Origin of the sequence: Anaerolinea thermolimosa (assembly GCF_001050195.2) — a bacterium.
Taxonomy (GTDB): Bacteria; Chloroflexota; Anaerolineae; order Anaerolineales; family Anaerolineaceae; genus Anaerolinea; species Anaerolinea thermolimosa.
This window is the reverse complement of record NZ_DF967968.1, coordinates 1-11789: the sequence shown is the minus strand read 5'-3', so window position 1 is coordinate 11789 and position 11789 is coordinate 1. Positions and strand designations below refer to the sequence as shown.

Below are 11789 nucleotides of genomic sequence, written 5' to 3'. Positions count from 1 at the left end.
AAACCCTGGCGGGCGACGCATGGACACACGCCGCCCGCCGCACCACAACGAAGGAGGCACAATCTTACGTTGTCGTTGGCAATTCATTGACTCCCAGCCAGAGGTGATTGGGAAGCACCTGACGGCTGGGGCGTAACTCGATCCCATTGGCGGGTTTCACCTCATCCTGAATCATGCTCGGGTGAACAAAACACAGGTTGGGGGCTGTCCCGTATTTTTTCTGGTAATAAGCCGCCGCCCGCATGACTTTGGTGGGCAGGTCAGTTCGGGGATCATTATCGAACCACAGCATTCCAGTGCGCATGAAAACCTCCGTGTTACCGCTGCAAGAGCGGAGAATTGCAAGCTCCGTACCAGGCTCAGGCCAGGGGACGGAATTTTAACCATTGATCCTGAATGCGGACGGCCATCCGCTCCGCATCCGTGAAGAGCGCCAGTTCCTCTTCACCGAGTTGAAAACACTTCCGGTACACCTCACCGTCGAGCGCCGTGCCCAGGATGGCACTCTGGAACAGGCGTGCCCAGCGCCCCAGCCCGGGAAGCGATTCTGCCACCGCAGAAGCCACCGGCCAGATCTTCACTGCCGGGCCTTCTCTGACCAGCCAGTCGAAATTAACGCGCGCCTCGTATTCCAGCCGGGCCGCCGCACTCAGATCATCAATCACAACCAGTACCGATGGCCCATCCCTGCCCAGACTGCGGCGCTGATCGGCCCAGGTGGCGAGCTTAAGCAGCCAGCGGGCGCCGCTCTCTTCCAGAATGTCCTCCACACCCAGGCAATGACGGTTTTCGCTTTCAGGAAGCCAGTCCTGCCATTCCTGCGGGCGTGCACTGAGAACAAGAAACTGCACATGACGCGGCGAATTGAGCACCATGGCCGATTGAAGCAGGGTGCGCAATACTCCCATACGCAGGTCGTAATTATCCGCACACACCAGCAGAGAGCCCGGGGCAGGGTCGTTGAGATCGAGCAGCACGGGCAGGCCATCTTCACAGACCCCCAAAAGGGCAGTCTCCCGGGGAAGCCCCACCAGCTGTTTTAACAGAGCCTCCAGCTCCGGGCTGAGCGCCACTGGCTTGCGGGCGGCTGTCGCCTGGAACAGGCGCGGGATGCGCAGTCTCCTTTCCGCAAAGGCCGAGAGAGAAGCCAGCGGGTGGGGAGCATGGGGGGTGGAAAAGAGTTCGGTCATAAGGTCTTCCTTACGAAATAGAACAAATGTTCAATTCAGATTATACCGGAGTTTTCCTGTTTGTCAATACCTTTGTGGTACAATTTGAGAACATTTTTTCTAGTTCTGGAGGCTCCCCCTGAATCACCCGATCCTTTCTCTCTCCGCCGCCCGCTCTCTGGTGCTGGAAGCCCAGGGCCTGCGCCTGCCGCCCGCCCGCCCCGCCCATCGAGACGATGTACTGCGGGTCGTCCGCGGCCTCGGCGCGCTGCAGATCGACACCATCCATGTGGTGGCGCGCAGTCCGTACCTGGCCCTCTTCAGCCGGCTGGGTGCCTACTCACCCACCTGGCTGGATGAACTCCTGGCTGAGGGGAGAATTTTTGAATACTGGGCGCACGCCGCCTGTTTCCTTCCCATGGAAGATTACCCCCTTCACCGCCGCTTCATGCTCGATGGGAGGCGTTCTTATTACCGCCCCGCGTGGTACGAAGCCAACCGCCAGGCGGCGGATGACGTGCTGGAGCACATCCGCACCCACGGAGCCGTGCGGTCGGCCGATTTCGAAGGCAAGAAAAACCCCGGCGGCTGGTGGAACTGGAAGCTGGAGAAAAACGCCCTGGAATACTGGTTCTCGGCGGGGGTGGTCATGGTTGCCCGGAGGGAAAAATTCCAGCGCGTTTACGACCTGCGCGAGCGGTTACTACCCGAATGGCATGATGATCAAACCCCCACCCTGGAGGAAGCCTGCCGTGCCCTGGTGGAGCGCACCGTGCTGGCACTGGGCCTGGCCCGCCGTACCTGGGTGGCCGATTATTTCCGCCTGCCCGGAAAAGAGGTCGCGGCGGCCATTCGCTGGCTACTGGCGGAGGGGCGCCTGCTCGAGGTGCCGGTGGAAGGGTGGGAAGAACCCGCGCTCATCCATCCTTCGCGCCTGGAACAGGCACTGGCCGCGGCTGAGGGTCAACTGCCAGCCACCCATACCACCCTGCTTTCCCCTTTTGACTCTCTCATCTGGGACCGCAAACGCACCCGGGAGCTTTTCGGATTCGATTTTTCTCTGGAATGCTACCTGCCACCTGCCAGACGCACCTACGGCTACTTCGTGTTGCCCGTGCTCCATCGAGGGGCGCTGGTGGGGCGGGCAGATGCCAAGGCTCACCGCAGGGAAGGTGTCTTTGAAATTAAGGGGTTCTTTCTGGAAGAAGGCATCCAACCCGGAGAAGAGCTGGCGGCTGCAGTGGCCCTCGCCCTGCAACACTGCGCCATCTGGCATGCCACTCCGCAGGTATGCCTGGGCCGCTGCCAGCCAGAAACCTTCCGGCCCATGCTGGCCGACGCACTGGCCGTTTATAAAACATGAACGGTTATTTTGTGAGCACGTAGCCCAACTGCCGGAGCATGGCCGGGTTCTGCCGCCAGTTTTCCATCACCTTCACATGCAGGTCGAGGAAAATGGTGCGCCCGGTCATCGCCTCGATCTCCTTGCGGGCCGTGGTGCCGATGCGTTTGAGCATTTCACCGCCCTTACCGATGAGAATTGGTTTTTGCGATTCGCGCTCCACCAGCAGGGTAGCCGCAATGTAGGAGGTCTCTTCATTGCGGTCTTTAAATTCGTCGATCCGCACCGCCACAGCATGGGGAACCTCATCCTTGAGATGCCTCAGCACCGCCTCACGGATCAGGTCGGCGGCGATCTCCCGTTCCTGCAGGTCGGTAACCTGCTCCTCGTCGTAGTAACGCGGGCCGGGGGGCAGCCTTTCGAGGATTGCCTCAAGCAGGGCATCGGTTGCCAACCCCGTGGATGCCGAGATCATCAACGCAAAGGCCTGTGGATACAATGAAAGATACTCTTGCAGACGCACTGAGCGCAGTTCTTCGGGCACCAGATCTATTTTATTGAGCGCCAGTACCACTTTGAGAGGCTCGTCTTTCCCGGCCTCCTTCAGGTAGTCCGCGGCCAGCTGGTCTTCGGCATTGGGCCTGGCGCTGCCATCCACCAGCCAGAGGATGACATCCGCATCATGGAGAGCATCCAGCGCCACCTGATTCATGTATTCACCCAGGCGGTGCACGGGGTGATGAATCCCCGGCGTATCCACAAAGATGATCTGTGCCTGGGGGAGGGTAAGAATGCCAAGCTGGCGGCGGCGGGTGGTCTGCGGACGAGGCGACACTGCCGCGATCTTTTGCGCCAGGAAAACATTCAACAGCGTTGATTTACCCACATTCGGGCGGCCAATGACCGCCACAAAACCCGATTTAAAATTGGGGTCGTAATCCATAATGTTCCTTCCATCCCTTCCAGGGCAAACCCGCAGGGTTCAAACGGCCCACACCCGGCGGCCGGTGGGGCGCGGCACATTGCTTCCGGTAGAGTATGTGGTTGTGACCGGGAAACCGGCTTCTTCCAGGGTGAAGGGGTTGCCCTCAGGGTCGCTCCCCTCACAGTAGCGCTGCCCACCCTCACCCGTCACCAGCGGCCCTAACGGCACCCCGCGCGAGAGCAACTCCTGGCGGGCGGTTTCAATTTCTCGCACGGCAAACACCAGGCGGGCGCGCGCGCCAGTCAACGGCGCTGCTGAACCTCTTTCCAGCCTCAGCCTGAAAGCCCCGGCTTCCAGCTCAGCACAGGGTGTCTCTTCTGCCGTGTCTGCAACCTTCAGGCCCAGGATATCACGGTAAAAACCCAGCTCTTCGGCCAGATCGTGTACCATCAGGCAAACTTTTCTGAGGCCAACCAGTTCAATCATCCCGGCACCTGTTCCTCCTTGAAATTGTACCAGCAACACGGAGGAAAAACGAAAACACCTTCAGGCCTGTTCCCAGGGTTTTCTGTACCTCACAGGGCATAACCTGAGTTTACACATTTGGTAAGGCATCTGCCCCTTTTCTGGCGTATACTTGGGAATAGTCGGGATCATCCGGCCATGCTGATGGATTTAGCCGTCTTTCGTTTTACGCTCCCTTACCTGCTTTCAGCGCTCGCCTCGGTGTGGATCGCTATACTGGCGTTTCGCCGCCGGGGAGTGACCGGCGGGCAGGCTTTCGGCTGGCTGGCGCTGGCTGAGACCATCTGGACGCTCGGATACATCTTCCAGCGGTTCAGCTCCACGCTCACCATGCAGCTGTTCTGGAACAACGTTCAGTTTCTGGGGGCAGTTACTTCTCCCCTGGCCTTTTTCTTTTTCAGTCAGTGTTATACGCGCCGCGAAACCAGAATGTTGCCCGGCTGGCGTGTCCTCATGCTGGTCGCGCTGGCGCTTCTGGGGCTGATCTGGAGCGATTCCCTCCATCACCTTTTCCGGGTTCAGCCGCACCTGGTTCCTTCAGAGCCTCTGCCGGTACTGGTCTTTACCAACGGGCCGCTCTTCTTCCTTTACCCGCTGATCGGCTATCCCCTGCTCATTGCCGGGACATACCGCATTGTGGTGAACTACGTCACCGCCCCGCGCATCTTCCGTTTGCAAATCGCCACCGTGCTGGTGGGTGTTTTGATCCCCTGGATTACCACTGTGATCACCTGGCTCGATCTTGTTCCTCTGCGCCTGCACGACATCACCCCGCTCACCTTTGGGATCAGCAACCTCATCGTGGGTTGGGCGCTGTTCCGCTTTGGCCTCTTTGACCTCATTCCCGTGGCTTATGCCACCCTGGTCGAATCCATGGCCGATGGTGTTCTCGTTGTGGATGGAGAAGAACGCATCATCGATATGAACCTGGCTGCTCAGAAAATGCTTGGGCTCCGCTTCCTTCCCTCCCTGGGAATGCCCCTTTCGGCCATTCAATGGCCGCTTGCCGCATTGCTGAACGCCCCCCAGGCCTTTTCTTCGGTTCAGGAACTCGAACTAACACCCGCTGGCGAAAGCCGCTGGGTTGAAGTGCGCTTCATTGCCCTGCAGGATAACGCACAAACCATGCAGGGGAAGCTGATCGTGCTTCACGACATTACCGAGCAAAAACAGGCCGAAGACCGACTGAAAGAGATGGCCCTCACCGATTACCTCACCGGGGTTTATAACCGACGGCATTTCTTCACCCTGGCTGAAACCGAGTTTGAACGCACCCGACGAACGAGACACCCGCTTTCGATCATCCTCCTGGACATTGATCATTTTAAAACGGTCAACGACACGCTGGGGCATGCCGCCGGAGACCGCGCCCTGCAGGCGCTGGCCCGGCACTGCCATAAGCACCTGCGCCCCTATGATATTCTGGCACGCTACGGCGGCGAAGAATTCATCCTCCTGCTCCCCAACACGAATGAAAATGAGGCGTATGCCATCGCAGACCGCCTGCGCATGGGTCTCGCGCAGGAAGCCGATTTTAACCCCCCCGGCCTGGCGCCGGTTACCATCAGCTCAGGGATCGCCGAGCTTTTCACCTCTCAGGCCGAGACGCTCGACCGCCTGATCGAATGCGCCGATTCAGCCCTCTACCGCGCCAAACAGCAGGGCAGAGACCGTGCCTGCACCTTCCAGAATGCAAGCGCCATGGATTTTAACGTCCGCTCTGAATCCCTGCAAACACCCCGGGAATAAAAAATTATAAATTTCACTATAATTAGAGAGATCATGATCGAACGGAGGAAGCGATGACCCCTAGAATTCAGTTTGGCTGGCGCACCCCCGATTGGCCTCTCCCCGGCAGTTCAGGACGTGAGTTACGCGATCAGTGGTTCGCCTACCTGGACGCCATCGAAGAGCACTTCGATTCTGCCTGGGTCGCTGACCACTTTTTCCCCTGGTTAAGCACCCTCAACCAGCGGCTGGACGTTTTTGAGGCCTGGACGACGATTTCCTACCTGCTGGGACGCTACCGCAAGATTAAACTGGGCAGTATCGTCCTTTCGCAGTCCTATCGTTCACCGGCATTGCTGGCCAAAAGCGCGGCCACCCTGCAGACTCTTTCCGGCGGGCGCTTCATCCTGGGCATCGGGGCTGGATGGAAAGAAAACGAATACCGTGCCTATGGCTACGACTTCCCCGCCACCAGTGTCCGTATTGCCCAGCTGGAAGAGGCCGTGCGCGTCATTCGTGCCATGTGGACACAGGAGTCTCCCTCTTTCCACGGTACGTATTACCATATTGAGGCGGCTTATTGCAACCCCCGTCCCGATCCCATGATCCCGATCATGATCGGTGGGGGTGGTCGGCGCCTGACCCTGCGCGTGGTGGCCAAATATGCCGACTGGTGGAACTTCCCCGGCGGAACCCTGGAAAATTACGCCTCTCTGCTGAACACCCTCCGCGAGCATTGCAACGCGGTTTCACGCCCGTACGAAGATATCGTCAAAACATGGGCCCACGACTGTGTGGCCGTGGCCGAGACGCACGAAAAAGCCGAGGAGATTGCCCGCGCCCACCCCCTGTTCGATGAAACCGCCATTTTTGGCACCCCGGATGAGGTGGCGGCAAAAATCCATCCCTTTGTGGAACTGGGAGTCAGGCACTTTATCTTCCGCTTTGCCGACTTTCCCGATCCGGCGGGGGCTCTGCTCTTCGCCCGTGAGGTAATGCCGCGCTTTATCTGAGTCTTTCTGGAGGAGAATTTCACCATGCCCGAACCCCTGGTTGCTTTCGTCACCGGCGCCGACCGCGGCCTTGGGCTGGCTCTGTGCGCTGGTCTGCTCGAGAGTGGCTGGCGAGTCTTCGCTGGCCAGTACCTGCCCGACTGGCCCGACCTGCCGCACCTGGCTGAACAATTTCCAGATCAGCTCTTCATCATCCCTCTCGATGTTGGTTCAGAAGAATCAACCCTGGCGGCGGCCCGCGCTACCGCCCAACACACCGCGCGGGTTGACCTGTTGATTAACAACGCGGGGATCATCACCCCGACCAACGACATACCCATCCGCCAGACCCAGGATTTTGCCGGAATGCAGGCCATGTACAACATCAACGCGCTGGGGCCGCTCCGTGTGACCCACGCCTTTATGCCTCTCACCGACCGCAGTGAGATCAAACGCCTGTGTTATGTTTCGTCAGAAGCCGGGAGCATCCACCGTTGCCAGCGCACCAGCTGGTTTGGCTACTGCATGTCAAAAGCCGCGCTCAACATGGCGGTCAAAATCCTCTTCAACGATCTGCGCCGCGATGGTTACTCCTTCCGCGTCTATCATCCCGGCTGGATGCGCACATACATGTCGGGCACCAAGAACATGGAAGCCGACCTAGAGCCCGAAGAGGCCGCCCGTTATGCGCTGAAGTATTTTCTCAGTGGCATCACCGGGCCTTCTCCTTACGACGAAGACCAGCTGGTCATGCGCGACTACCTGGGCAACGAATGGCCCTGGTGAGGAGCACCTGCCGGGAAATTAACGGGTGATCCGAATCCGCACGGTAAGGCTGCCCGCATTGTCTTCCAATCGGGTATCGTTGATGCCCAGGTACAACCTGCCAGCCTGCCCGACAGGCTGAGCGAAGTCATTCCCGACCAGGAAGGGCCGGCCACGGTCAATCCTGCCGATTAACGCCGCATGCGAGGCCCCGGCGAGCACATTACAATCGCACCGCGGGTCACCCCCGAAGCCCAGGGCGTCGTAAGCACCCTGCGGCCAGGGCGACCAGAGGCCCGACTCATATTCGATGCTGAGATGATCGCCCGGGCGCACAGAGACCCCTGTATCGGTCCAGGGGCGGTCGGCGAACACTTCCACCTCCAGCTGCACGGGGGGCACCTCGGTCCGGTGCGCAAGGGCCCGCACCAGCGGCAGGCCCAGCCGACAGCCCATCGAAGCCAGCGCAAAGAGCAACAGGCCGCAAACCAGCCGCCATCGATGAGAAACCGGGAAAGACATTCAAGACCTCCTGGTCAGGCATCAGGTCATTCCGGGTCGGAATGCCCACGGGAGAGAGCGATGAACTACAGGAATTTTAGCGAAAATTTACCAGAATGAGGCCAGGAAAACTGCCCCGCTGGCTCGCGGGATGGAAAGGAGAAAATATGTTGATTCGCATCGGTCTGGAAGTTGACCCCGCTCAGCACCGTACGCAGGCCTGGGCGCTGGACTTCCCGGGGGCATTTGCCTACGGCAGAGATGAGAGTGAAGCCATGCTCAACCTGCCCCGCGCCCTGTTGCGTTACCAGCACTGGGTTAATCAGCACGCCGGAGAGCAACGGCTGAACATCGAAGATTTTGACCTGCGACTGGTAGAAACCTGGAACGTATATTCCATCAACGACCAGTATGAACCGGCCGCCGACGGGTACGAGGTAAACGCCTGGTTCCGCGACGACTGGCGCCCCCTCAGCCCCGAAGAAGTGGCCTTTGGGCAGGAGCTGTTAACCTGGAGCCGCTCTGACCTTCTGCTGATCACCGGTGAGCTTCCACCCGAAAAACTCGATGCCCTCTACCCGGGGCAACGCTGGAGCATCCGCGGCATCCTCCAGCACATCGCGTCTGCCGAGTGGTGGTACCTTGACCGTCTGGGGCTGGCCACGAGCCGCGAGGCCTTACCCGCCGATGCCTTTGAGTGCCTGGCCGCTACCCGCCAGCAATTGCAAGCCGTGCTGCCGCAGCTGGCAGGCTTGCGGAAGGTCGTAGGGGTAGAAGGTGAATTCTGGAGCCCGCGGAAATTACTGCGCCGGGCTATCTGGCATGAGCTGGATCACATCGAACACATCATCCAGCTGCTCTAGCTACTCGCCAATGGCCTGACGGATGGTGCGCGCCAGCTCTCCAAAGGTGGGCGTGTAGCGCACCCCTTCTTCACGCGGGCGGGGCAGGTTCACCGGCTGGTCGAGCACCACCCGCCCGGGACGCGCCGAAAAGACCAGCACACGATCGGAGAGCAACAGGGCTTCGCTGATGGAATGTGTTACCATCAGCACAGTGGTACGCTGCTGCTGCCAGAGGCGGAGCAACTCGGCGGCCATTTTTTCACGCGTCAGGGCATCGAGGGCGCCAAATGGTTCATCCAGAAGGAGTAAATCCGGTTCCTGAATGAGCGCACGGGCAATGGCCACCCGTTGCGCCATGCCGCCAGAAAGGTCGCGCGGCCAGGCCTTTTCAAAACCCTCCAGCCCCACCAGAAACACCCACTTCTGCGCCAGGTTCAGGGCTTGCTCGCGGGAAACTCCCTTCAGAAGCAGGGGGAGGGCAATGTTTTCGATCACTGTTCGCCAGGGCATCAGATTGGCATCCTGAAACACCAGACTGATCCTGAAAGGTTCGGCCTCTTCCGACGGGCTACAGAAGCGCACCTCACCCGCAGTGGGGCGCAGAAGCCCCGCCAGAATGCGAAGCAGGGTGCTCTTGCCGCTCCCAGAGGGCCCCAGCAGGCATACAAACTCGCGCGGCGCCAGGGTAAAGCTCACATCGCGCAGAGCCTCCACCCCGCCGTTCCCGTTGGGATAAACCATGGAAAGATTCCGCACCTCCAGCAGAGCATCGGCCACGTCAGGCACTTCCCTTTCGGAGCGGGTCTGCTTTTCAGGGTAAGTAATCATGGGTATACGCCTTGCTCAGATCCAGGGGTTGTTCCAGAAGGCCCATCTCCAGGAGAACTTTCTGCATATTTTCCCAGGCCTGGGGGCTGGTACGCCCGCCCTTTTCGACTCCCCACAGCTCAATCGAGGTAGCCAGGACTTTCTTCTGCACTTTCTCATCGGCCTGAGCGAGGTTCTCCACATATTTCTTGCTGATCGCATAGGCTTCATCGGGGTTGGCCGCGGCCTCTTGAACCCCTTTCCACGTGGCGCGCACCATACGGCGCACCAGGTCGGGGTTTTGTTGAATGGTCTGTTCATTGGTCACCAGCCCGTTCGATACCAGCTCCAGGTAATCGGAAACCCGCAGCACAGTCACCGGGTGCCCCAGCGCCTCCAGCTGAATGGGTTCGTTGGCCACATACACCACCGCGGCCTGTTCCCGCCCGGAGGTGATCCCTTCTACCTGGTTGAAGCCAATGGCGTCGAAGGTGACATCCTGCTCGGTCAGCCCACCGGCGGCCAGGAGCGCCCGCGCCCCGATGTAGCTGGCCCCGTAGAGGCCGGGGATGCCAATGCGCTTGCCTTTGAGATCCGCCGGTTTTTGAATGTTCTGCTCCACCGGCGCGGCGATGCCCACCGGGTATTGCTGATACCAGGCCATCACATACACCACGGGCAGGCCTTTCGCTCTCCCCAGCAGCACCTGCTCTCCCGAGACCATGGCAAACTGAAGCTGGTTGGCCCCCAGCAAAGCTACATTGTCGTTTTCCATGCTGTAATCGATGGAAACATCCAGCCCTTCAGCCCGGTAGTAGCCTTTCTCGATCGCCACATAGAGGGGGGCAAATTGTACATTGGGAATGTACCCCACCGGCAGGCGCACCGAAACCAGCCCAGGGGTTGCTTTGGGAGCGCAGGCCGTCAGCAAAAAAAGCGTGATGAGCAGGAAAGAGAGAAGGGAGAAGCGACGCATCGGTAAATACCTTTCTATTCAGGATGAGATTGCCAGGCCAGCAGGCGCCGTTCCAGGAGTAAAACCAGCCCATAAAGCCCCAGCGCCATGCCCACCAGCGTAAGCACCACCGCGAAAACCAGGGCCGTGTCATACTGCCCGCGGGCTACGTTGATGAGAAACCCCAGCCCGCGATCGGCCCCGATGAACTCGCCCACCACCGCGCCGATCACCGAGAGGGTGGCCCCGATGCGCAACCCGCCCAGGAAGACAGGCAAGGCGGCGGGAATTTCAAGATAGCGCAGGGTTTGCCAGCGCGTGGCATGGAATGAGCGCATTAAATCGCGCAGGTTTTGCGGCACCGCCCGCAGACCAACCACGGTATTGACCAGAACCGGGAAAAAGACGATCAGCGCGCAGATCAGCACCTTGGAAAACAGCCCCGGCCCAAACCAGATCACCAGCAGAGGGGCAATGGCCACCACCGGCACCGCCTGGCTGGCCACCAGGTAGGGGGCCAGCAAACGTTCCAGCGCCGGAGAACGGGCGATGAGGTAACCGAGCACGGTGGCCGTCAGACTGCCGGCCAGCAGGCCAAGCGAGACTTCCAGCAGGGTGGCGGCGGTGTGACGGATGAGTGTGCCATCGATCAGTGCCTGCCAGAAGCGCCCCGCTACCTGCAGTGGACCGGGAAGGATAAAAGGCGCCCACCATCCACTGGCGGCCAGGAAGTGCCAGCCCGCCAGCCCAAGCAGCAAAGACATCGGCACAAACCAACGCCGACTGCGCCGGATGAAACGCGGCGTACCTTTTGGAAGCGTGTCAATCAAAGCCAGTTCTTTCATAAAAAATCCCCGAAAGGAGCATCCTTCGGGGCATATCGAATACCAGCCTCGCATTGAAATAAAACTCCCGAAACGATTTCGTTTCGGGGCGGGCTGCTGTCAGGTAGAATCATCCTGACAGAGAATACCTTCTTTCATCCGGACTGTACCGTCGACCCCGGAATTACACCGGGTCATGCCCCGCCTGAGGCGGCTGCTCGTGGGTTGTCACCACCGATCGGGAATTTCACCCTGCCCCGAAGGTATGTTCTTTTCTTCACAGAGTATACGCGAACTCGCCTCCGAATGTCAAGGAAAACCCTGCAAATGTTAGTGCAAAGTAGTAAAGTCCCCTTTGTGCAAAGTTAAAATGTCCCCATGGGAGGGACGAGAAAGGGAATGGACGAACTA

At 59.5% G+C, this 11789-nt stretch carries 13 protein-coding genes and 1 riboswitch; of the genes, 5 read left to right on the top strand and 8 right to left on the bottom strand.

All coding sequences use genetic code 11. The annotated features are described in order from the left end of the window. Positions 1-64: 64 nt before the first annotated feature. Together ATHL_RS17875 and ATHL_RS17870 are read right to left on the bottom strand one after the other, a co-directional pair. Positions 65-304: a hypothetical protein gene (locus ATHL_RS17875; RefSeq protein WP_062196519.1), complete on the bottom strand. Its 240-nt coding sequence runs from the start codon at positions 302-304 to the stop codon at positions 65-67. A gap of 55 nt (positions 305-359) precedes the next feature. Then, positions 360-1190: a hypothetical protein gene (locus ATHL_RS17870; protein ID WP_062196518.1), complete on the bottom strand. Its 831-nt coding sequence runs from the start codon at positions 1188-1190 to the stop codon at positions 360-362. A 160-nt stretch (positions 1191-1350) separates the two neighbouring features. Here ATHL_RS17870 and ATHL_RS17865 point away from each other — a divergent pair, with 160 nt between their 5' ends. Then, positions 1351-2532, top strand: coding sequence for a winged helix-turn-helix domain-containing protein (locus ATHL_RS17865; RefSeq protein WP_201798025.1), 1182 nt, complete (start codon positions 1351-1353; stop codon positions 2530-2532). Positions 2533-2536: 4 nt separating this feature from the next. Here ATHL_RS17865 and era read toward each other — a convergent pair whose 3' ends face one another. Together era and ATHL_RS17855 are read right to left on the bottom strand one after the other, a co-directional pair. Continuing rightward, entirely contained in the window at positions 2537-3454 is a 918-nt protein-coding gene (gene era / locus ATHL_RS17860) for a GTPase Era (protein ID WP_062196515.1), read from the bottom strand. Between the two features lie 39 nt (positions 3455-3493). Further along, a complete protein-coding gene (locus ATHL_RS17855; protein WP_062196513.1) occupies positions 3494-3922 on the bottom strand; it encodes a VOC family protein in 429 nt (142 codons plus the stop codon). Between the two features lie 177 nt (positions 3923-4099). Here ATHL_RS17855 and ATHL_RS17850 point away from each other — a divergent pair, with 177 nt between their 5' ends. The 3 genes from ATHL_RS17850 to ATHL_RS17840 are packed head-to-tail and all read left to right on the top strand — an operon-like array spanning position 4100 to position 7467. Then, positions 4100-5710 carry a histidine kinase N-terminal 7TM domain-containing diguanylate cyclase gene (locus tag ATHL_RS17850; protein ID WP_062196512.1) on the top strand — a complete coding sequence of 537 codons (1611 nt, stop codon included), beginning with the start codon at positions 4100-4102 and terminating at the stop codon, positions 5708-5710. Between the two features lie 53 nt (positions 5711-5763). Then, complete coding sequence (locus tag ATHL_RS17845) at positions 5764-6702, top strand: LLM class flavin-dependent oxidoreductase (RefSeq protein WP_062196510.1); 939 nt, start codon at positions 5764-5766, stop codon at positions 6700-6702. Between the two features lie 24 nt (positions 6703-6726). Further along, positions 6727-7467, top strand: coding sequence for an SDR family NAD(P)-dependent oxidoreductase (locus ATHL_RS17840; protein WP_062196508.1), 741 nt, complete (start codon positions 6727-6729; stop codon positions 7465-7467). 18 nt (positions 7468-7485) lie between these two features. Here the strand turns inward: ATHL_RS17840 and ATHL_RS17835 are convergent, their stop codons facing one another. Continuing rightward, on the bottom strand, positions 7486-7968 hold the full coding sequence (locus tag ATHL_RS17835; RefSeq protein ID WP_062196506.1) for a hypothetical protein: 483 nt from the start codon (positions 7966-7968) through the stop codon (positions 7486-7488). Between the two features lie 146 nt (positions 7969-8114). Between ATHL_RS17835 and ATHL_RS17830 the strand changes: the two genes are divergently transcribed. After that, positions 8115-8810: a DinB family protein gene (locus ATHL_RS17830; protein ID WP_062196505.1), complete on the top strand. Its 696-nt coding sequence runs from the start codon at positions 8115-8117 to the stop codon at positions 8808-8810. Here the strand turns inward: ATHL_RS17830 and ATHL_RS17825 are convergent, their stop codons facing one another. Genes ATHL_RS17825 through ATHL_RS17815 form a run of 3 tightly spaced genes read right to left on the bottom strand, consistent with a single transcriptional unit; the run spans position 8811 to position 11399 of the window. Then, entirely contained in the window at positions 8811-9620 is an 810-nt protein-coding gene (locus tag ATHL_RS17825) for an ABC transporter ATP-binding protein (RefSeq protein WP_062196503.1), read from the bottom strand. It lies immediately after the preceding gene. After that, the gene (locus tag ATHL_RS17820) at positions 9604-10575 is read right to left on the bottom strand and encodes an ABC transporter substrate-binding protein (RefSeq protein ID WP_062196502.1); all 972 of its coding nucleotides are present in this window, start codon (positions 10573-10575) and stop codon (positions 9604-9606) included. Before ATHL_RS17820 ends, ATHL_RS17825 begins: the two co-directional genes overlap by 17 nt. 14 nt (positions 10576-10589) lie before the next feature. Further along, complete coding sequence (locus tag ATHL_RS17815; protein ID WP_062196500.1) at positions 10590-11399, bottom strand: ABC transporter permease; 810 nt, start codon at positions 11397-11399, stop codon at positions 10590-10592. Between the two features lie 122 nt (positions 11400-11521). Further along, positions 11522-11647: riboswitch (FMN riboswitch) on the bottom strand. Between the last annotated feature and the right edge of the window lie 142 nt (positions 11648-11789).